Source organism: Salinibacterium sp. ZJ70, assembly GCF_011751865.2.
GTDB lineage: Bacteria > Actinomycetota > Actinomycetes > Actinomycetales > Microbacteriaceae > Homoserinibacter.
This window is the reverse complement of sequence record NZ_CP061770.1, coordinates 1748239-1769865: the sequence shown is the minus strand read 5'-3', so window position 1 is coordinate 1769865 and position 21627 is coordinate 1748239. Positions and strand designations below refer to the sequence as shown.

The following is a 21627-nucleotide window of genomic DNA, read 5'->3' as shown; positions in this document are numbered from 1 at the left end:
ATGGCCGCCCTCAACGTGTTCGTCGTCTCGGCGGAGCGCGAGCTGTGGTCGGGTGAGGCCACTCAGGTCGTCGCCCGCACCACCGAGGGTGAGATCGGCATTCTCGCCGGTCACGAGCCCATGCTCGCGGTCCTCGCACCGGGTGAGTCACGCGTGACCACGGCTGACGGCAACGTCATCACCGCGCGGATCGACGACGGCTTCCTGTCTGTGCAGGGAAACACCGTCTCGATCGTCGCGGGCAACGCCGAGCTCGTCTGATCGTTCCTCAAGACCGACCGCCCGGGGCTCCGGGCGGTCGGTCTTGCTTCGTCTAGGGTGGAAATATGCTCATCGTGATGGCCGGACTCCCCGCTGCGGGCAAGAGCACGATCGCTGAGGTCGTCGGGATCCGTCTGGGGGTGCCCGTCGTGTCGGTCGATCCGATCGAGAACGCCATTCTGCGGGCGGGCATCGACGCAGACCAGCCGACCGGTCTTGCCGCGTATCTCGTCGCCGAGGCGTTCGCGGATGCTGTGCTCACGGGTGGTGGCGACCTCATCATCGACGCCGTGAACGCCGTGAACCCCGCGCGTGAGCAGTGGGTCAAGCTCGCTCAGCGGCAGGAGTCGGAGATCCGATTCATCGAGGTCGTGTGCTCTGATGAGGAGCTGCACCGCACGCGGCTCGCGGCACGTGCGGAGCGACTCAAGGAATCGGCTCTTCCCGGTGCCTTCGCCGTCGAGGAGAGCCTCGACGAGTGGGAGGAATGGTCGGGGGAGAGCGGCGCGATCGGGCGCATCACCGTCGATTCGGTGGAGCCCCTCGGTGTCAACGTCGAACGCGCGCTCGCGTTCGTGAAGCCCTGAGGTGCTGATTCTGCTGCCGCCCTCCGAGACCAAGCGGGAGGGCGGGGATCCTGACGCGCGCCTGGAGCTGGGCGCGCTCGCCTACGGGCAGTTGACGCCGCAGCGCGAGCTGCTCGTCGAGGCGACCGTCTCGCTCGCGGCGGATGTCGAGGCATCTCTCGCGGCTCTCAAGCTCTCGGCTCGAGGTGTTGCCGAGGTGGAGCGCAACCGCGTGATCCGCACCGCACCGGTGATGCCGGCGGTCGACCGCTATGACGGTGTGCTGTATGACGCTCTCGATGGGGCGACGCTCTCTGAGGAGGCACGTGCGTTCGCGCACGAGCATGTGCTCATCGCGTCGGCACTGTTCGGGGTGACGCGCGCCCTCGATCCCATCCCCGCCTACCGGCTCTCTGCGGACTCGCGGCTGCCGGGCGTGCGCCTCAAGCAGCACTGGGCGCCCGCACTCGGTGAAGCGCTCGCGATGCACGACGGACTGATCCTCGACATGCGGTCGGAGGCTTACGCGGCGCTCGGGCCACTCCCGACCCGCGCGGACGCCGTGTTCGTGCGCGTCGTCTCGGAGGAGGGCGGCCGCAAGCGCGCGCTCAACCACTTCAACAAGGCGGGCAAGGGACGCCTGACGCGGGCGCTCGTCGCCTCGGGCATCGTGCACGAGGATGTCGATGGGCTGCTCGCGTGGGCGGATGCCGAGGGAATCCGCCTTGAGCGGGGAGCTGCGGGCGAGCTCGACCTCGTGGTGTGATCGCCGCGCGGTTCAGACGTCAGCGCGCCAGCATCCTGGGACGTGGTCGTCGACGAGGCCGGCGGACTGCATGAGGGCGTACATCGTGGTCGGGCCGACGAAGCGATAGCCGAGCTTCTTGAGCTGCGTGCTGAGTGCCGTCGCCTCGGGCGTGACGGCGGGCACGTCGGCGAGCGTGGCGGGTCGAGGAGCAGCAGGCGGCGCGAACGACCAGATGAGTCGGTCGAGCGCTCCCGGGTCGTCCGTCACGAGTTCGCGCGTGAGCCGTGCATTCGCGATCGTGGCTTCGATCTTGGCGCGATTGCGGATGATGCCGACGTCGCCCATGAGCCGCGCGACATCGGACTCGTCGAACGCCGCGACGGCGTCGATGTCGAAACCGCGGAAGGCCAGGCGGAAGGTGGGGCGTCGGCGCAGGATGGTGATCCACGAGAGGCCCGCCTGGAAGCCTTCGAGTGACAGCTTCTCGAAGAGGGCTCGGTCGCCGTGGAGCGGATACCCCCACTCCTCGTCGTGGTAGCGCCGGTACTCGGGGTCCTCTCCCACCCAGGCGCAACGAGCGACGCCAGCGTCGTCGACGCGGACGCTCGAGCTCACGCGGCGCCGCTCTCGTCGGGGATGTCGAGGGTGAGAGGCTCATGCGGGGGCCCAGCGGGCAGACGGTGGGGGACGCCCTCGTGCGCGAGCAGCCAGGACTTCGTCGGCACGCCTTCGCCGCCCGAGTAGCCGGTGATCCGACCGTCGTGGCCGAGCACACGATGGCAGGGAACGAGCAGCGGGATGGGATTGGCGCCCACAGCGCCTCCGACGGCGCGTCCCGCGGTCGCGCGCCCCGTCGCGTGGCCGAGCTCACCGTAGGAGATCACCTCGCCCCACTGCAGTGCACCGAGCTGCTGCCAGACAGCGCGTTGGAACTCAGTGCCGGTGAGGTGCACGGGAACATCGAAGTCGCGGCGCTCGCCTGCGAAGTACTCGTGCAGCTGCGCGACCGCGAGCGTCGTGACGGCATCCGGATGCTCGTCGAGAGGGTCGTGGGGGAGCGCGCCCCCACGTTCGATCGCGAGAGAGATGACGGCGGCACCGTCGCTGACGACTTCGATCCGCCCGATGGGGCTCGGCATGCGCTGCAGGCCGATGAGGGTGTCTGCCGTGGTCATGCTCCGAGCGTACGCAGGGGAGCGCGCAGGCACCGGCGGAAATCGGACACGGCGAACGACGGGCCGCCGTGGCCCGTGTGGAGGACGCGTACGCTCGAGTCATGGAGCTTCGCACCCTCGGAACCTCGGATCTCGCCGTCAGTGTCGTCGGGCTCGGCTGCAACAATCTCGGCCGCCCCGGAACCCCGACCATGCAGCAGGAGGGGGCCACTGCTGTCGTGCACGCCGCGCTCGATGCTGGCGTGAACTTCTTCGACACCGCCGACATCTACGGCGAGGAGTACGGACTGAGTGAGACGCTCCTCGGGGCCGCGCTGCGCGGACGTCGCGACGAGGCGGTCATCGCCACCAAGTTCGGGCACCAGGATTACGACTCGCCCCTCGTGGACGTCGGCCCGCGGGGAGGCCGCGCCTACATCCGGGCAGCTGTCGAGGGGTCGCTCTCGCGGCTCGGCATCGAGACCATCGACCTCTACCAGCTGCACACGCCCGATCCCGTCACGCCCATCGAGGAGACCCTCGCAGCCCTCGACGAACTCGTGCAGGAGGGCAAGGTGCGCCAGATCGGCCACTCCAACTTCGACGGCGCCCAGATCCGGGAGGCCGACGACGCCGCTCGTGCCGCCCGCATGGCCACCTTCGTCTCAGCGCAGAATCACTACAACCTCACGGAACGCGCCATCGAGGGCGACGTCATCCCCGCGGTGCGCGAGCGCGGGCTCGGCCTGCTGCCCTACTTCCCGCTCGCCAACGGACTCTTCACGGGCAAGTTCTCACGCACCGAGATCCCGGAAGACACCCGGATCGGGCGCCAGCGTCGCCACGTCGCCGAGAACGCTCCGTGGGATGCGATCGAGGCGTTCGAGGCCTTCGCGGCGGAGCGTGGGTTGGGGCTGCTGGAGGCGACGTTCGGATGGTTCCTCGCCAAGCCCGAGCTCTCGAGCGTCATCGCGGGTGCGACGAAGCCCGAGCAGATCCGTGCGAACGCGCGTGCGGGCAGCGGGTGGCGCCCGGATGCCGACGAGGTGCGCTACATCGAGGCCCTCTTCGCGAGCTGAGCACGGCAACTCGCGAGCTGAGCACAGCGACGCGCGCCCGGTTCGTCAGGACTGCAGCACCGCGACGCCGGCATTGAGTGTCGAGGCATACAGCAGCCACGCGAGGTACGGGATCAGCAGGATCCCCGCCCAGCGCTCGACGCGCCAGAACGCGACGAGCGTGTACACGACGGCGACGATCAGCACGAAGATGATGCCGAAAGCCCACCACAGCGCCCCGACGCCGAAGGTGGGGTAGAGCGCGAAGAACACGGGCGACCAGATGCTGTTGATCGCGAGCTGGATGACGTAGCCGGCGAGCGCAGGTCGCACGTTCGCCTCATCGCGTCGGCGCCAGACCAACCACGCGGCGACGGCCATCGTGACGTACAGGACGCTCCATACGGGGCCGAAGACGACGCCGGGCGGAGTCCATGCGGGCTTGTCGGCGCTCTCGTACCAGCCGTCGACATGCTCCTGGGTCGCGAGCGAGCCGAGGAAGCCGACGGCGAGTGCGATCACGATGAGGACCACGAGGATCGCGACCGGCAGTGCGCGACTCCGGGCTGGCTGCTCCTGCTCGGCGTCCGCGGGGGCGCGATAGGTCGAACGGAACACCGGGGCGTCGTCGGTCATCTATCTCTCCTCCGGGCGTCACGCTACCGAGCCCCAGCAGCGGGGGAGAGGGGGTTGACGATGTCGCGCGACCATGAGACCTGCGCGTGCGCACCCGGGAATGCGGATGGCGGGCGATGCTCGAGAGCACCGCCCGCCATCCGGGTGCGAGTCGCTGCAGGGCGACTCGCAGGGTTCAGATCAGAGTCGCGACCACGCCTCGGTGAGCACCGATCGCAGCGTCTGCTCGATCTCGTCGAACTCGGCAGGACCGATGGTGAGCGGCGGCGCGAGCTGGATGACGGGGTCGCCACGGTCGTCGGCGCGGCAGTACAGGCCCGCGTCGAACAGCGCCTTGGAGAGGAACCCGCGCAGCAGACGCTCGGACTCGTCGTCGTCGAAGGTCTCCTTGGTGGCCTTGTCCTTGACGAGCTCGATGCCGAAGAAGTAGCCGGCACCGCGGACATCGCCGACGATCGGCAGGTCGGTGAGGCGCTCGAGCGCCGCGCGGAACAGCGGGGAGTTCTGCTTGACGTTGTCGGCCAGGCCCTCCTCCTCGAAGATCGCGAGGTTCTCGAGAGCGACCGCCGACGACACCGGGTGTCCGCCGAACGTGTAGCCGTGGTAGAACGCCGTCGATCCGTGACGGAAGGGCTCGTAGAGCCGGTCGCTCACGATGCATGCGCCGATCGGCGAGTAGCCGCTCGTCATGCCCTTCGCGCAGGTGATCATGTCGGGCTTGATGTCGTACGTCGTCGAGGCGAACATGTCGCCGATGCGGCCGAATCCGGTGATGACCTCATCCGCGACGAGCAGCACGTCGTACTTGTCGCAGATCTCGCGCACGCGCTGGAAGTAGCCCTTCGGCGGCGGGAAGCAGCCGCCCGAGTTCTGAACCGGCTCGAGGAAGACGGCCGCGATCGTCTCGGGTCCCTCGAAGTTGATCATCTCCTCGATGCGGTTCGCCGCCCAGAGTCCGAATTCCTCTTCGGTTCCCCCGGGGAAGCCCATCTCGTCGGCGCGGTACATGTTGGTGTTCGGCACGCGGAAGCCACCGGGCGTGACGGGCTCGAACATCTCCTTCATCGCGGGGATGCCCGTGATGGCGAGAGCACCCTGCGGGGTGCCGTGGTACGCGACGTAGCGCGAGATGACCTTGTGCTTGGTGGGGCGGCCCTGCAGCTTCCAGAAGTACTTGGCGAGCTTGAAGGCCGTCTCGACGGCTTCGCCGCCGCCCGTGGTGAAGAACACGTGGTTGAGGTCACCGGGTGCGTAGTCGGCCAGCTTGTCGGCGAGTTCGATCGCCGCAGGGTGGGCGTAGGACCACAGCGGGAAGAACGCGAGCTCCTCCGCCTGCTTCGCCGCGACCTCCGCGAGACGCTTGCGGCCGTGGCCGGCGTTGACGACGAAGAGTCCCGACAGGCCGTCGAAGTACTTCTTACCGCGCGAGTCGAAGATGTGGTGCCCTTCGCCCTTCACGATGATGGGCACGCCGTGCTCTTCGAGCACCGATTGGCGCGCGAAGTGCATCCAGAGGTGGTCCTTGGCCTTCTGCTGCAGGTCGGCTTCGGTCTGCGTGCTGAGAGCGTGGTCGGTCATGGTCATGGTGCGATCACCTGGTTCCCCAGTTGTAGTGCTGCTTCTGCAGCTTCAGGTAGACGAATGTCTCGGTGGATTGCACACCCGCGATGCCGCGGATCTGCTGGTTGAGGAGCTCGATGAGGTCGTCGTCGTTCTCGCACACGATCTCCGCGAGCAGATCGAAGCTGCCTGCGGTGAGCACGACGTAGTCGACTGCGGGAATCTCACTGAGCTTCTCGGCGATCACGCGGCTGTCCCCGGTGACCCGGATTCCGACCATCGCCTGACGGAGGAATCCCAGCTGCATGGGATCGGTCACCGCGACGACCTGCATGATGCCGGACTCGGTGAGCTTCTGCACGCGCTGACGCACGGCCGCCTCACTGAGGCCGACGGCCTTGCCGATCTCCGCGTACGAGCGTCGCCCGTCTTCTTGCAGCTGCTCGATGATCGCCTTTGAGACGTCGTCGAGCACCGGAGCTCGGTTGCGTGTCGCCATAAGGGGATTCTGTCACCGTTTGTGGCGTCCAGCAAGTGAATCCGCAATATGGGAAGGCCTCTGCGACGAAATCCGTAGTTCCGGCAGGGGGCAAGTCCGGCTATGGTGTCGCTATGGCTGACCGTATCCTTCGCAACTTCATCAATGGTGAGTACGTCGACGCTCGGGGCGATGACGGCTTCGATGTCGTCGACCCCGCAACCGAGGAGGCGTACGCGACCTCGCCCGTCTCGGGCCAGGCCGACGTCGACGCCGCGTTCGCGGCGGCTGCCACCGCCTTCGAGACCTGGAGCCAGGCCACGCCCGCCGAGCGCCAGCTCGCCCTCTTCCGCATCGCCGACAAGATGGAGGAGCGGGCTGAGGAGTTCGCCGACCTCGAGTCGCAGGACGCCGGCAAGCCGCGCGCCTCCCTCGTCACCGACGAGATCATGCTCTCCGTCGACCAGATCCGCTTCTTCGCCGGAGCCGCCCGCAACCTCGAAGGTCGCGCCACCGCCGAGTACATGGCCGACCACACGAGCTCCATCCGTCGCGAGCCCATCGGCGTCATCGGACAGGTGACGCCCTGGAACTACCCGCTCAACATGGCGGTGTGGAAGTTCGCCCCCGCGGTCGCGGCCGGCAACACCACCGTCCTCAAGCCGAGCGACACGACACCGCAGTCGACCCTGCTGCTCGCCGAGATCGCCGCCGAGTTCCTCCCTGCCGGTGTCTTCAACGTCATCACGGGCGACCGCACCACGGGCGCCAAGATGATCGAGCACCCGACACCGCAGATGGTGTCGATCACCGGCTCGGTGCGCGCCGGCATGGAGGTCGCGAAGGCGGCCTCGAGCGACCTCAAGCGCGTGCACCTCGAGCTCGGCGGCAAGGCCCCCGTCATCGTCTTCGACGACGCCGACATCGACAAGGCCGTCGAGGGGATCGCGATCGCCGGCTACTTCAACGCCGGGCAGGACTGCACCGCCGCCACGCGCGTGCTCGTCCACGAGCGCATCCACGACGAGTTCGTCGCGGCTCTCACCGCCTACGTCAAGGCGAACGTCACCACGGGCGACCCGAAGGACGAGAACACGTTCTTCGGCCCCGTCAACAACATCAACCAGCTCGAGCGCGTGCTCGGCATGCTGAGCGGCCTGCCGTCGCACGCCGAGGTGCAGACGGGCGGCGGCCGCAAGGGCTCGGCTGGCTACTACATCGAGCCCACCGTCGTGTCGAACCTGCGGCAGACCGACGACGCCATCCAGAACGAGATCTTCGGACCCGTCATCACGGTGCAGAAGTTCGCGGATGAGGCGCAGGCGCTCAGCTGGGCGAACGACGTCCAGTACGGACTCTCCTCGAGCGTCTGGACGAAGGACCACGGTCGTGCAATGCGCTTCGCGAAGCGTCTCGACTTCGGCTGCGTGTGGATCAACACCCACATCCCGCTCGTCGCCGAGATGCCGCACGGCGGTTTCAAGCACTCCGGGTACGGCAAGGACCTCTCGATGTACGGCTTCGAGGACTACACGCGCATCAAGCACGTCATGTCGTACATCGGCGAGTAGCCAGCGCCTGCATCGGCGAATAGTTCGGCGGATCTCTCGCCCCGCCCTCTGGGGATACGGCGTTGTGCGCTCAGCGAGCGACAATGGTCTCCACGAGGGCGGGGGTGAGACGCGCATGCATGATGACATCCATGAGGACGACGACACGGTGACCCAGGCGCCGCGCGTCGTCACCGATGTGCGCGCTCTCGAGGACATCCATCGTGAGGTCGCCGAGGGCGACACGATCGTGCGAGATGTGGTGGCGCAGGCTGACCGGCAGCTCTCGCTTCCTCCCGTGCCGATGTCGCTGCGCCCTCATCACCGCATCCGGGTGGGCGATGCGGAGCTCGAGCTGGATCGTCCCGTGCAGATCGGGCGGCGGCCGAGCCATTCGCGTGTGCCGCAGTCGGTCCGTCCGCGTCTTGTCGCGGTCGCCAGTCCTGAGCGGCAGATCTCGGCGCGGCACCTGGAGCTGCGGGAGCAGGGGGCGATGGTCGTCGCGACGGATCTGCGCACCCTCAACGGCAGCGAGGTGCACCTTCCGGGTTCCGGGGTGGTGAGCCTGCGGCGTGGGGAGTCGCTCGTGGTGATGCCGGGTGCCCGCATCGATCTGGGGGAGGGCGTCGTGGTGGAGATCCTCGCGCCGTCGACGGCAGGGCGGTCCCGATGACTCGGCGTGGCGAGGACTCGACGGGTCGCAGCTTCGTGACCGCGCGTGGGGCGAACGTGACGCTCGCATGGGCGGGCGCCACGGATGTGGGCCATCGTCGCGCTGTCAACGAAGACAGTCTGGTGCTCGTGCCGCCCGTGTTCGCTGTCGCGGACGGCATGGGCGGTCACAGTGCGGGGGATCGTGCGAGCTCCGCGGTGGTCGAGCGGCTCGGCGTGCTCGCGGATGTCGTGGGCGAATCGGCGATCGGCGACGCGCTGACTCTCGCCGCGAACGACATCGATGCTCTCTCGGTCGACATGCCGCTCGGCGCGGGGACGACGGTCACCGGTGCGGTTCTGGACCTCTCGGGCGAACGTCCGGCGTTCCTCGTGTTCAACGTGGGCGACAGCCGGGTGTACAGCTTCATCCGCAACGAGCTCCTGCAGGTGACGCGCGACCACTCGGTCGTGCAGGAGCTCGTCGACGCCGGGATCATCGAGCCGCACGAAGCGGAGGCGCATCCGGAGTCGAACGTCATCACGCGCGCGCTCGGCTTCCGCGAGGATCCCAACCCGGACTTCTGGAGGATCCCGCTCGTCGCGGGCATGCGGCTGCTGCTGTGCTCGGACGGTCTCACGAAGGAGCTCGACGCGGCGCGCATCCGACTGCACATGGCGGCGCGCCTGACCGCGGGCGAGACGGCGAATGCGCTCGTGGATGCGGCGCTCGCCGCGGGGGGCCGCGACAACATCACCGTCATCGTCATCGATGTGACGAGCGTCGACGGCACCCAGTGGGGGGCAGACGGGCCTGACTATGATGAAGGCTCCACAGGGGCGAGGGGGTAGCCGTGGCAGCACGACGTCTGCCGTCGCAGCCTCCCGTGCTGCCGGGGTTCTCGTACGTGCATGTGCTCGGGTCGGGGGGTTTCGCCGACGTCTTCCTGTATGAGCAGAACATGCCGCGCAGGCAGGTCGCCGTCAAGGTGATGCTGAGCGAGGTCGTCAACGACCATGTGCGTCAGATGTTCCAGGCTGAGGCCAATCTCATGGCCCAGCTGAGCGCGCATCCGTCGATCCTCACCGTCTACCAGGCGAGTGTGTCGAGCGATGGGCGCCCGTATCTGGTGATGGAGCTGTGCTCCTCGGCGCTCGCCGAGCGCTACCGCCGCGAGGCGCTACCCGTCACCGAGGTGCTGCGCATCGCCGTGAAGATCGGTTCGGCCGTCGAATCCGCACACGCGATCGGCGTGCTGCACCGTGACATCAAGCCGTCGAACATCCTCATGACGGCGTACGGGCATCCGGTGCTCTCCGATTTCGGAATCGCGGCGACCCTCGCCGGTCAGCGTGAGCAGGAGTCGGTGGGACTGTCGATCCCGTGGTCCGCCCCGGAGGTGCTGCTCGACGAGACGCCGGGAACGGTCGCCTCTGAGGTGTGGGCGCTCGGCGCGACGGTGTACTCGCTCCTCGCCGGTCGCTCGCCGTTCGAGGTCCCCGGTGGGTCGAACACCTCGAGCGACCTCATGGCGCGCATCGCGCGCGCCAAGCCGGAGCCGATCGGCCGCAGCGATGTGCCCGCGAGCCTTGAGCTGCTGCTTCGCCGTTCGATGTCGCGCCGCCCCGAGATGCGACCCGCGAGTGCGCTCGAACTCGTGCGCGAGCTGCAGCTCATCGAGACCGAGCTCGGTGCTGCGCAGACACCCGTCGAGATCGCGATGGACGAATGGGCGCTGGGCGCTCTCGGCAATGATGACGACCGCACTCTGCTCCGCCCGGTGGCGACGGGCACGAACCCGAGTGCCCGTGGCCGGCGGCGCCGGCGCGCGGTGGCGCAGACGCCATACGCCCATCATCCTGTGGTGGAGCGCAGCGGGGCCGATGAGTCCCACTCGGGTTCCGGCGCCCAGAGCCCGGCGAGCCGTCGTATGACCTGGATTCTCACGGCAGCCGCCTCGCTCATCACCGTGCTCGGACTGATCGCCCTCGCGATCCTGCTGACGAACCTCGATTCGGGCATCCCGGTGGTGTCGGACATCGACGCCGATCTCAAAGACGCAGGACGCATCGAGTTCAGCTGGTCCGACCCCGACATCACGAGCGGGGACCGCTATCAGATCGTCGTGTCGGAGGACGGCATCGCCCAGGCGCCGACGGTGCAGTCGTCGTCGCGTTTCGTGGTCGACACCACGCCCGGCTCGACCGTGTGCCTCACGGTGACCGTCAACCGCGACGGGATCGCGGGACCGGCGAGCGCCGACAAGTGCGTGATCGCATCGGGAAGCTGACATGAGCTCCTGGTTCTCCACACGCCGTCCCCTTCTCGCGACCATCACGAGCAGCACGGCCGTCGCGGTGCTCGTCGCGACGGTTGCGATCGTCTCGACGGGCTACACGGCGCAGCGGATGGATCTCACCGATCCGTCGGTGTGGGTGGCGGGGGCCTCGCACGATGCGATCGGCCGGGCGAACACCGCGGTATTCGAGCTGGACAGCACGATCGAGACGGATGCCGAGCAGGCCGAGCTGGTGCAGTCCGGATCGACGGTGATCCTCGTCGATCGCGCGAGCGCGACGATGCGCGTCGTCGATCCGGCGACGGCCGAACTCGGCGAGGCCGTGTCGCTTCCGCCGCAGAATCCGTCCGTGCACCTCGCCGAGGATCGCGTCGTGATCTTCGCCGAGACGGGCGAGGTGTGGTTCGTGCCGCTCTCCGATGTCGCCTCCTTCGACGCGGCCGTGCCGTCCGCACTGAGTCTCGGCACCGGCGCGGTGCTCGCGCTGACGGACTCGGGTGCGCTGCTCGCGTACGTCCCGGACGCCACGGAGGTGTGGCGGGTCGAGCCTGGTGCGTCTGTGGTGGGGCAGCGCTCGTCGATGCAGTGGTCGGGGACTCCGCCTGTGGGCGGGAGCGTGCAGATCACGGCGGTCGGCGAGGAGTGGGTCGTCTTCGACGCCGATTCGGGGCAGCTCTCCACCGCTGCGGGTGCGAAGAACCTCTCGAGTGTCGTCTCCGGTTCGAGCGCGCGCGTGCAGATGCCCGGGCCGGCCGCGGACGGGGTGCTCGTCGCGCACACCGGCGGGCTCGCGAGTGTGCCTCTCGGCGACGGGGATGCGCGGGTGCTCGTGGAGTCCGGTGCAGGAGTGCCCGCGGCGCCCGTGGTCGTCGACGGGTGCCGCTTCGCCGCGTGGAGCGGCGGTTCCGCGTGGCGGGGGTGCCCTCGGGAAGACGGCATCGACATGGCACTCGCGGGCCTCGCGCCCGGGCCGCGGCTCGCGTTCGCCGTCAACCAGGGCCGCGTCGTCCTCAATGATGCGCTTGGCGGCGAGAGCTGGGCGGTGCAGGCATCCGGCGAGCTCATCGACAACTGGGAGTCGCTCCTCATCGACCAGGACCGCGAAGAGGAGACGCCGCAGGCGGATGATGAGACGCCGCCTGAGCTCGAGGAGGTGCAGCAGCCGCCTACCGCCGTCGACGATGACCTGGGCGCGCGCCCCGGCCGCACCACCGTCCTGCCCGTTCTGCTGAACGACTACGACCCCAACGGCGACGTTCTCGTCATCACGGCGTTCGACCAGATCGACGAGACGATCGGACGCCTCGACCTCGTCAGTCGCAACCAGCAGCTTCAGCTGACCCTCGCGTCCGATGCGAGCGGGCAGGTCTCGTTCGGCTACACGATCAGCGACGGGCGCGGCGGTTTCGCCAGCGCCGTCGTGACCGTCACGGTGCGCAGCGACGCCGAGAACTCACCCCCGCGGGCCGTCCGCACCTCGACTGCGAACGTCGACTCGGGCGGGCGTGTGTCGACCCAGGTGCTCGGCGACTGGATCGACCCCGATGGCGACGCCATCTACCTCACGTCGGCGTCGGTCGCCGCACCCGATCAGGTGGGGTTCAAGCCCGACGGGGTGATCGTGTTCACCGACGGCGGCGAGGGCATCGGCGGCAAGACGATCGCGATCGGCGTCTCGGACGGCCGCGACACCGCGGGCGGCTCGCTGCAGGTGACGGTCCGCGAACGCGGCGACGTGCCGATCCTCGTGGAGCCATGGGTCGTGCTCGCCAGTGCGGGCGAAGAGGTCACCATCCGGCCGCTCCAGCACGTGCGCGGGGGCAACGCTCCGATCCGATTGGGCGGCGTTCCCCCGAAGGCGGGGACGACGCTCGTGCCGAGCTTCGATGCGGGAACCTTCACCTTCCTCTCCACCGAGGTGCGCACCCACTACCTCGAGTTCACCGTCACGGACGGCACGCAGACCGCGACCGGCGTCGTGCGGGTCGACGTGACCGCGCCCGCCGACGCATCCACGCGCCCCATCACGGTGCCGAAGACGCTTTTCATGACGACCGACAGCACCCAGCTCGTCGACCCGCCGACGAGCGACATCGACCCCGCAGGCGGGGTGCTCGTCGTGACAGGGGTGGGGGGCGTCCCTGCCGGCGTCGGCATCACGGCGGAGGTGCTCGATCAGCGGCGCGTGCGTGTCAGCCTGACGGCCCCGCTGTCGCAGCCCGTGACATTCAGCTATCGGATCAGCAACGGTCTCGCGTCTGCCGACGGCACGATCACCGTGGTCGAGATCCCGCGTCCCATCCGGATGCAGCCGCCGATCGCGACCGACGACCACGTGACCGTGCGCGCCGGAGACACGATCGACATCCACGTTCTCGACAACGACGAGCAGCCCGACGGCGGAGAGATCGCGCTGCTTCCCGAGCTGGCATCCACGGTCCCTGCGGACGCGGGGCTCCTCTTCTCGGCGGGAGACCGGCTCCGCTACCTGGCACCCGAGACCGCGGGGATCTACGAAGGGGTGTACACCGTGGCGGGGACGGACGGGCAGCTCGCGCAGGCTCGCGTCGTCATCTCGGTGCGCGAGCGCAACGCCTCGACCAACAATCCGCCCGTTCCGCGCACGGTGACGGCGCGCACCCTCGCGGGTAAGACAGTGTCGATCGACATCCCCGTCAACGGTGTCGATCCCGATGGCGATACGGTGACGCTCGTCGGGCAGTCGACGAACCCCGAGAAGGGGGCCATCGTCGGCATGGAGGGAAGCACCCTCCGTTACCAGGCCGGGGAGTACTCCTCCGGAACCGACGTCTTCCACTACACCCTCGTCGACGGGCTCGGCGCACGCGCGACCGGCACCATCCGGGTCGGCATCTCGCCGTCGCTCGAAGGTGCACGCAATCCCGTGGCCAACTACGACACCGTCTCGGTGCGCGTGGGCCGCACGGTATCGGTCCGCCCGCTCGTGAACGACTCCGACCCGGACGGCAGCGCGCTGCGAATCCGACAGGTCGAACCGAACACCCCGGACGTCGTCGCGGAGATCGTGGGCGACGACGTCGTGCGCATCACACCCCCGGGGGCGGGCGACTTCAGCGTCGTCTACACGATCGAGAACGAGACGGGCGGGACGAGCTCGGCGTTCATCCGGGTGAACGTCTCCGATGACGCACCCCTCGCGTGGCCCGTCATCACCGACACCGAGCTCACGGTGACGGACGTCATCGACCGCAGCACCGTGGATGTCTCGGTGCTCGATCGGGCCTTCTTCGCCGACGGAGAGGCGCGCGATCTCGGCGTCGAACTCGTCGCCGGATTCGCGCAGACCGCGGAGGTGCTGCCCAACAAGCGCGTGCGCGTGACCATCGGCGAACGGAGCCAGGTCATCCCGTTCGCCGTCGTGCACCCCGATGCTCCGCAGATCCGGTCCTACGCGTTCATCCGGGTGCCGGGCTATGACGACGCCCTGCCGCAGATCAACACCAAGGCCCCGCCGCTCATCGTCAACAGCGAATCCACCCTGCGGATCGAGCTGTCGCAGTACGTCGTCACGATCGGCGGATCGCGCGTGCGGCTCACCGACTCGAGCACCGTGCGGGCGACCCACTCCAACGGCGCGTCGCTCGTCATCGACGACGACACGCTGCAGTTCACGTCGGCTGAACGGTACTGGGGCCCCGCGTCGATCACGTTCGAGGTCACCGACGGGTCGACTGAGAACGGTCTCGGCGGCAACGTCGCGACGCTCTCGCTGCCGATCGAGGTGCGCCCGCGCGACAACCAGCCGCCCGTGTTCACCGGCGGGGTGCTCGAATTCGAGCCGGGGCAGGTGCGCGAACTCGACCTCGTGAAGCTCACCAAGTACCCGCACGACGACGACATCGACGAGCTCGCCTACACGATCACCGGCCCGCTCCCCACCGGGTTCAGCGCCCAGCTCAACGGGCAGCGTCTGCTGCTCACCGCCGACGCATCCGCGGTGAAGGGGGCGACGACCAACCTCACGCTCGCGGTGCGCGACGCGCTCAACGACGGACAGGCCGGGCGCCTCCAGCTGCGCATCGTGCCGTCGACGCGCCCGCTCGCCAAGACCGTCGCCGACCAGACGATCACCCGTCGAGGTCAGACCACGGTCGTCGATGTCCTCGCGAATGACGCGGCCACCAACCCGTTCCCGGGCACGCCTCTCACCGTGGTCGACATCCGCGGGCTCTCCGATGCCGCGCTGCCCGCGGGGGTCACGGTCACGCCGAGCGCCGATCGCTCCCGACTGTCGATCACGGTCGCCGAGACCGCGGAGCCCATCGACACGACCCTGCAGTATCAGGTGGCCGACGCGACGCGAGATCCCGACCGCTACGTGTGGGGCACTGTGACGATCTCGGTGCAGGACGTGCCCGATCCGGTCACCAACCTGCGCGTCACCGAGTTCGGCGACCGTGCGCTCCGCATCGGGTGGGCGCCCGGTCCGTTCAACAACGCGCCCATCACCGAGTACCGCGTGACCGCGGCGGATGCGGGCAGCGGCAGCGTCGTCTCCACGACGTCGTGCACGGTCACCGTCGGGTGCCTCATCTCGACCCCCGGGAACGGACCATCGCACGCGATGCGGCTGTCGGTCAGCGCCGTCAACGCCATCGGAACCTCGGCCCCGGCGAATCTGGGCGAGGCGATCTGGTCCGACATCATCCCGCCCGCTCCTGCGGCGGTGAACGCGACAGCCGTCGATCGTGGTCTGCGGGTCAGCTGGCAGAAGCCCGCCACCGGAGGCGGCAGCTCGATCGAGAGCTACGTCGTGAGTGTCGGCGGGATCTCGGTGACGGTCGGCGTCGACGCGGCCGATGCGCCAGGCACGAGCTACGCGCGGATCATCACGAACCCGGGCTTCGCCAACGGCGCCGCGCTCCCGTATTCGGTGAGCGCCCGCAACCGCGCCCCCAACTCGCTCGCCTCATGGAACGACGCAGGCGGCACGGGTGTGCCCGCTGGCGCGCCCCTCGTCCTCGCGTCGCCTTCTGCGGCCGCCTCGTTGACGGACGGCACGAGTGCCACGGTCGATTGGCTCGGCGCGTTCGACGGCAACGGACGCGCGATCACCGCGTACTACGTCGCTCGGCACAGCGGCGCGCCGCCCGCGTGCACGGTCACGGGCGTCGAGCAGGGCGCCCCCGTGCTGAACCCGCCCACTGGGCCGAATGTGCAGAACGTCGGCACTGCGACGTCCGCGCAGATCACCGGCCTCACCCCCAACACGAGCTACACGTTCACGGTCTACGCCGTGAACGGCCAGGGGTGCACGGCCTCAGCGAACGTCACCGCAACGCCGCGTGTCGCGCCGGGCAACGTCGTCGTCCAGCCGGGCGACATCAGCAGTCTCATCGACCGCGGCGATGGCCGATGGGACATGCAGCTCCTCGGTCTCACGATCCCGTTCGGATCGTCGGACGTCGACAGCTTCATGTACCGACTCTCGGGCGGCAGCACCGACCAGACGGCGCGCGGCCCTGTGCCTGTTGGCTCGTTCCTGACCTCCGACACGAGCCACTACGGCAACCTCATCGCCGTCGAGGTGAAAGCCTGCCGCACCTACAGCGCCGACGTGCAGCTCTGCAGCCCCGAGTGGTCGGCTCCTGTCACGATCGGCCGCGCGATCCGCATCGAGGTCACCGGACTGCTCGCTGTCGAGACGAGCGCGCCGGCGGCGCCCGACACTCCCGGAGCGGGCTACTGGACCTGGACCTCCGGTCCGGGCGTCGGCGCAGGCGGAACCGGGTACGACAGCGTGAGCTACACATGCGGCCCGGCCGATGACCCCGGAACGGCCGGTGTCTGCGAGGTCACCGGCGTGGGGGGAACCGGTTCCTACCCTGACCTGGTGGTATCGGTGACATCCGGCGGAGTCGTCTACACGCGCAGCTATGCGTGGTCCGACGCTCCGCACTAGGACCGAGTGCCCCCGCCCCCATCCCGAGAGGACACCCCATGACGATGACGCCAGAGCAGGCGAGCGGATTCCACGACGTCTTCGGACGACTCGTGGCAGGCGTCGAGCACGTCCTGCTCGGCAAGACGTTCGTCGTGCGCCTCGGCTTCATCGCGCTCTTCAGCGAAGGACACCTCCTGCTGGAGGACTTCCCGGGCACGGGCAAGACCTCGCTCGCCCGCGCGATCGCGCAGAGCGTCGAAGGCTCCTCCAACCGCATCCAGTTCACCCCTGATCTGCTTCCCGGCGACATCACGGGCGTGAGCATCTACGACCAGCGCACGGGTGGATTCGACTTCCACCCCGGCCCGGTGTTCTCCAACGTCGTGCTCGCCGACGAGATCAACCGGGCGAGCCCCAAGACGCAGGCTGCGCTGCTCGAGGTCATGGAAGAAGGGCGCGTCACTGTCGACGGAGCGACACGTGCCGTCGGCAGCCCTTTCATGGTCATCGCCACCCAGAACCCCATCGAGCAGGCCGGCACCTACCGACTGCCGGAGGCTCAGCTGGACCGCTTCCTGCTCAAGGCCTCGATCGGCTACCCCGACCACGCATCGACCGTGCGCATCCTCGAAGGCGCGGGAACGCGTGCGCACGACACGATCGTGCCTGCCGTCATCAGCGCGGCGGAGGTCGTCGAGTACGCCGCCCTCGTGCGCACCGTCCACGTCGATCCGTCGATCAACGACTACGTCTCACGGCTCATCGAGGCGACGCGCTCGGCGACCGAGGTGCGGCTCGGCGTGAGCGTGCGCGGCGCCCTCGCACTCATCCGCGCCGCAAAGACCCTCGCCGCAGCCAGCGGTCGGCACTACGTCGTGCCCGACGACGTCAAGTCGCTCGCCGAGCCCGTGCTCGCGCACCGGCTCGTGCTCGACCCGGAAGCCGAATTCGACGGCGTCACCTCATCGAGCATCATCGCGCAGCTCCTGCTCGAGACGCCGCCCCCGAGCGATCGGCAAGCCGTGTGACGAGTCGCGCCGCCCGCGGAGGGCGTGAGACGACCGCCCCCGCCGACACAGCCGGGCTCGCGAATACGCGAGCCCGGCTCGTCGGCGCGCGAACCGGGGTGCTCGCCGACGCGGTCGTGGGAGTGGTGCGGATCGCGAAGGCGATCGCGCGTGGAGCGAGGATCGCGGGCGACCGGCTGAGCTCGGTGATCACTCCGCTCGGCTGGTCGGTGCTCGTCCTCATCCCGGTCGGTCTCACCGCGGGATACCTGCTGGGCTGGGTCGAGCTGGTCGCTGCCGGGTGGGCATGCGTCGCCCTCGCGATCGTCGCGGTGCTCGTGCTTGCGGGGCGCGCGCCGTTCGAGATGCACCTCGACCTCGCCCGTCGACGCGCGGTCGTCGGGGAACCGGCGCACGGGACGATCGAGGTGCACAACGCGAGCACCAGGCGCGCCCTCGCCGGGGTGCTCGAGATCCCCGTCGGCGAGGAGGTCGTCGAGCTCATCGTCCCGGGCGTGAAGCGGTCCACGACGACGACGATCGATTTCGACATCCCTACGCGCCGTCGCGGCATCGTCTCGGTCGGGCCGGTGCGCACCGTTCGCGCCGACCCTCTCGGCCTGGTACGCCGAGAGCTGGAGTGGACCGAGCGCATGGAGCTCGTCGTGCACCCCCACACGGTGAGCGTCCCGTCCACGAGCACGGGCCTCATCCGCGACCTCGAGGGCTCGCCCACACGCGACCTCACATCCAGCGACGTCGCCTTCCACGCCCTGCGCGAATACCAGTCCGGCGACGACAGGCGCCACATCCACTGGAAGTCGACCGCCAAGACGGGCACCTACATGGTGCGGCAGTTCGAGCAGACCCGACGCAGTCACCTGGTCGTGGGTCTCAGCCTCTCCACCGCCGACTTCGCGAGCGAAGAGGAGTTCGAGCTCGCCGTGAGCGTCGCCGGTTCGCTCGGGGTGCGCGCCGTGCGCGACGGGCGAACCGTCTCCGTCGTCGTCTCGGCGATCACCCCCGAGTTCGCGAAGCGGCGTGTGCTCGCCGTGCGGCGTCTGGCCGTGCACCTGCCGGAGCGCCTGCTCGATGAGCTCGCCGTCGTCGATGCCACGCCCACCGCACTCCCGCTTCGTGACGTCGCGCGACTCGTCGCCGATGAGATTCCCGGGCTCTCGGTCGTCTTCCTCATCGGCGGATCCGGCACCAGATCGCAGGACCTGCAGGCATGTGCGGCGCGATTCCCCGTCGACGTGGAGGTCGTCGCGGTCGTGTGCGATCTCGAAGCCGAACCGGGGATGCGTCGGGTCGGCGGCCTGCGGGTGCTCACCATCGGATACCTGGACGAACTGCGTTCGGCCCTGGCCCGATCGGCGGCGATCGCATGAGCGGCCCCGACGAGACGCGCGGCGCGGCGCGGGGCGGGAGCCTCGCGGACGTCTTCCAGCTGTGGCTGACGATGGGCATCGCGTCGATGGCGCTGTGGCCCATCTACCGCTCGCCTCAGTTCCTGGTGCTCGCGGCCGTGGCGATCGTCCTCGGCACGCTCATCGCGGCGCTCTCGGCGCGGATGCGCTGGCCGGGCTGGGTCTCGATCATCGTGACGACGGCGGTGTTCGCGCTCGTGGGCGTGCCGCTCGCGGTGCCGGACAAAGCAGTCGGGGGAGTGCTGCCCTCTCCCGACGGACTCGCCGATCTGTTCGCGGGGGTCGCGCTCGGCTGGAAGCAGCTGCTCACCATCACGCTGCCCGTGGGCGACTACCAGGCGCTCCTCGTTCCTGCGCTCGTGCTGCTGCTCGGGGGAACGGTGGTCGCGGGAACCATCGCGTTCCGTGCGCGGTTGGGGGAGTTCGCCGCGGTCATCCCTGCCGTCGTGTTCGTCGTGGGCATCGCCTTCGGGCCCTCGGATGCGCCGCTGCCGCCCGTCGTCGGCGTCGCGATGCTCATCGTGTGCGTGGCGTGGGGCAGCTGGCGACGGTGGCGGAGGCGGCGTGAGGTGACCAGGCGGTTCGCGCGCGACGCCGCATCCGGCCCCCTGCGCTTCGGCGTCGAGGCGCGTACCCTCGTCGCGGCGGTCGCGATCCTCGCCGTCACGGCGACGGGAGCCGTCGCTGCTGTCGCCGCGCTTCCCCCGCATCGCGAGCGCGACGTGCTGCGCAACGCCGTCGCGCAGCCGTTCGACCCCCGCGACTACGCGAGCCCTCTCGCAGAGTTCCGACGCTACCTCCGTGATGACCGCGTCGACGAGGTCATGCTGCGCGTCGAGGGACTCCCGAGCGGCGCGCGCATGCGCATCGCGACGCTGGACAGCTTCGACGGCGTCGTCTACGCCGTCGGCAGCGCGACCGTCGACTCCGCCTCGGGGACGTTCGTGCGGCTCCCGTCGGCCGTGCCGAGGCCGGAGCTCTCCGGGCAGCGCGTCGAGCTCGACATCGCGGTGGACGCGTACACCGGCGTGTGGGTGCCGACCGTGGGCGACCTCGTGAGCGTCACCTTCACGGGCCCTCGTGCGGTCGCGCTCGATGACGGCCTCGCCGTCAACCTCACCAGCGGCACCGCCGCCGACATGGCTGGGCTCCGTGCGGGCGACAGCTACCGGCTCACGACCGTGCTTCCCGACCAGCCCAGCATCCAGGCGCTCGTCCGCGCCACCCCGGGCAGCGCGGACACTCCGCGCATCGCGGATCCACCCGACGACCTCGTCGCCGCTGTCGATGAGGCCACAGCCGGAGCGGGGAGCCCCGGCGCGCGCCTCGTCGCTGCGGTGGACTGGCTGCGCGCGAGCGGGTACATCAGTCACGGCCTCTCGCCCGACGAGCCCGCGAGCAGGTCGGGGCATTCGCTCGACCGTCTCGCTGAGCTCGTCGACGCGCCGCTCATGATCGGCGACGCCGAACAGTATGCGGTCGCGGCCGCGCTCGTCGCGCACCGCATCGGGTTCCCGGTGCGCGTCGTCATGGGGTTCGCCCCCGAATCCGCGGGCGCGGACGGCGCGACGATCGTGCGGGGCTCTGACGTCACCGCGTGGATCGAGGTCGAGACGGCCGAGCATGGCTGGGTGGCGATCGATCCGGTGCCCCCGCCGCGGCCGATCCCGGACGAGGAGCCGCAGGATCCGACGACTGTCTCGCGGCCGGAGTCGATCGTGCCCCCGCCCGCCGACCGACCCGACCCGCGCGAGGATCAGACCGAGGCCGACACGACGGCCGAGGAGCCGGTGGCTCCCGACCTCGGGCTCGCAGCGCTGCTGCAGGTGCTGCGCGTCATCGGCATCGGAGCGCTTGCCCTGCTCGTGCTGCTGTCGCCCTTCCTGCTCGTCCTCGCGGCGAAGGCCCGGCGCCGGCACCTGCGACGCACCGCACCGTCCGCGCTCGGGCGGATTCGCGGCGGGTGGGACGAATTCGCCGACCTCGTGGTCGACCACGGGCTCCCCGTCTCACCCGCGGCGACCCGGTCCGAGGTGGCCGCCGTCGTCGGGACGCTCCCGTCTCGTGTGCTCGCGGCGGTGGTGGATCGCGCGGTCTTCGCCCCCGGTCAGCCCGCAGACGCTGACGCCGAACGCGTCTGGAACACCGTCACCGAGCTGCGGAGCGCGCTCGATTCCGGACGCTCGCGCCGGGCGCGACTGCGTGCGCGGGTCTCTCTGCGATCCCTCGGCGGGGGCAAGGCGCGCAACGTGCTGAGACGTTCCGGAGCCGGCCGATGACCACGTGTCGCTTCTGCGGAAGC

General features: G+C 69.3%; 17 protein-coding genes. 12 read left to right on the top strand and 5 right to left on the bottom strand.

Translation table 11 applies throughout. From position 1 onward, the window contains the following. The 3 genes from HCR12_RS08350 to HCR12_RS08340 all read left to right on the top strand — a co-directional run bounded on the left by HCR12_RS08350 (window position 1) and on the right by HCR12_RS08340 (window position 1593). Complete coding sequence (locus tag HCR12_RS08350) at window positions 1–261, top strand: F0F1 ATP synthase subunit epsilon (protein WP_166865236.1); 261 nt, start codon at window positions 1–3, stop codon at window positions 259–261. Between the two features lie 77 nt (window positions 262–338). After that, on the top strand, window positions 339–848 hold the full coding sequence (locus HCR12_RS08345) for a P-loop nucleotide/nucleoside kinase family protein (protein WP_243841920.1): 510 nt from the start codon (window positions 339–341) through the stop codon (window positions 846–848). A 1-nt stretch (window position 849) separates the two neighbouring features. After that, entirely contained in the window at window positions 850–1593 is a 744-nt protein-coding gene (locus HCR12_RS08340; RefSeq protein ID WP_166865231.1) for a YaaA family protein, read from the top strand. Between the two features lie 12 nt (window positions 1594–1605). Here the strand turns inward: HCR12_RS08340 and HCR12_RS08335 are convergent, their stop codons facing one another. Both HCR12_RS08335 and HCR12_RS08330 read right to left on the bottom strand, forming a co-directional pair. Continuing rightward, the gene (locus HCR12_RS08335; RefSeq protein WP_166865227.1) at window positions 1606–2190 is read right to left on the bottom strand and encodes a DNA-3-methyladenine glycosylase I; all 585 of its coding nucleotides are present in this window, start codon (window positions 2188–2190) and stop codon (window positions 1606–1608) included. Next, the gene (locus HCR12_RS08330; protein ID WP_166865222.1) at window positions 2187–2750 is read right to left on the bottom strand and encodes a methylated-DNA--[protein]-cysteine S-methyltransferase; all 564 of its coding nucleotides are present in this window, start codon (window positions 2748–2750) and stop codon (window positions 2187–2189) included. Before HCR12_RS08330 ends, HCR12_RS08335 begins: the two co-directional genes overlap by 4 nt. Window positions 2751–2851: 101 nt before the next feature. Here HCR12_RS08330 and HCR12_RS08325 point away from each other — a divergent pair, with 101 nt between their 5' ends. Then, window positions 2852–3808: an aldo/keto reductase gene (locus HCR12_RS08325; protein ID WP_166865218.1), complete on the top strand. Its 957-nt coding sequence runs from the start codon at window positions 2852–2854 to the stop codon at window positions 3806–3808. Window positions 3809–3853: 45 nt separating this feature from the next. Here HCR12_RS08325 and HCR12_RS08320 read toward each other — a convergent pair whose 3' ends face one another. From HCR12_RS08320 to HCR12_RS08310, 3 genes are all read right to left on the bottom strand, one after another. Then, on the bottom strand, window positions 3854–4423 hold the full coding sequence (locus HCR12_RS08320) for a TspO/MBR family protein (protein WP_166865214.1): 570 nt from the start codon (window positions 4421–4423) through the stop codon (window positions 3854–3856). Between the two features lie 180 nt (window positions 4424–4603). Next, entirely contained in the window at window positions 4604–6007 is a 1404-nt protein-coding gene (locus HCR12_RS08315; RefSeq protein ID WP_166865211.1) for an aspartate aminotransferase family protein, read from the bottom strand. A 7-nt stretch (window positions 6008–6014) separates the two neighbouring features. Next, on the bottom strand, window positions 6015–6482 hold the full coding sequence (locus HCR12_RS08310) for an Lrp/AsnC family transcriptional regulator (RefSeq protein WP_166865208.1): 468 nt from the start codon (window positions 6480–6482) through the stop codon (window positions 6015–6017). A gap of 113 nt (window positions 6483–6595) precedes the next feature. Between HCR12_RS08310 and HCR12_RS08305 the strand changes: the two genes are divergently transcribed. From HCR12_RS08305 to HCR12_RS08270, 8 genes are all read left to right on the top strand, one after another. After that, the gene (locus HCR12_RS08305) at window positions 6596–8032 is read left to right on the top strand and encodes a gamma-aminobutyraldehyde dehydrogenase (protein ID WP_166865204.1); all 1437 of its coding nucleotides are present in this window, start codon (window positions 6596–6598) and stop codon (window positions 8030–8032) included. A gap of 115 nt (window positions 8033–8147) precedes the next feature. After that, window positions 8148–8684, top strand: coding sequence for a hypothetical protein (locus tag HCR12_RS08300; protein ID WP_166865199.1), 537 nt, complete (start codon window positions 8148–8150; stop codon window positions 8682–8684). Then, entirely contained in the window at window positions 8681–9514 is an 834-nt protein-coding gene (locus HCR12_RS08295; RefSeq protein ID WP_166865196.1) for a PP2C family protein-serine/threonine phosphatase, read from the top strand. The genes HCR12_RS08300 and HCR12_RS08295 overlap by 4 nt, the downstream gene beginning before the upstream one ends. Window positions 9515–9516: 2 nt before the next feature. Further along, window positions 9517–10953 (top strand): serine/threonine-protein kinase, encoded by a 1437-nt coding sequence (locus tag HCR12_RS08290; RefSeq protein WP_224763349.1) that lies wholly within the window; start codon window positions 9517–9519, stop codon window positions 10951–10953. Between the two features lies 1 nt (window position 10954). Further along, window positions 10955–16906 (top strand): Ig-like domain-containing protein, encoded by a 5952-nt coding sequence (locus HCR12_RS08285; protein WP_166865193.1) that lies wholly within the window; start codon window positions 10955–10957, stop codon window positions 16904–16906. A 38-nt stretch (window positions 16907–16944) separates the two neighbouring features. Continuing rightward, complete coding sequence (locus HCR12_RS08280) at window positions 16945–17916, top strand: AAA family ATPase (protein WP_166865190.1); 972 nt, start codon at window positions 16945–16947, stop codon at window positions 17914–17916. Further along, the gene (locus HCR12_RS08275; protein WP_166865187.1) at window positions 17913–19286 is read left to right on the top strand and encodes a DUF58 domain-containing protein; all 1374 of its coding nucleotides are present in this window, start codon (window positions 17913–17915) and stop codon (window positions 19284–19286) included. The genes HCR12_RS08280 and HCR12_RS08275 overlap by 4 nt, the downstream gene beginning before the upstream one ends. Further along, window positions 19283–21604, top strand: a complete 2322-nt coding sequence (locus HCR12_RS08270; RefSeq protein WP_166865184.1) for a transglutaminase TgpA family protein — start codon at window positions 19283–19285, stop codon at window positions 21602–21604. The genes HCR12_RS08275 and HCR12_RS08270 overlap by 4 nt, the downstream gene beginning before the upstream one ends. Window positions 21605–21627: the final 23 nt, after the last annotated feature.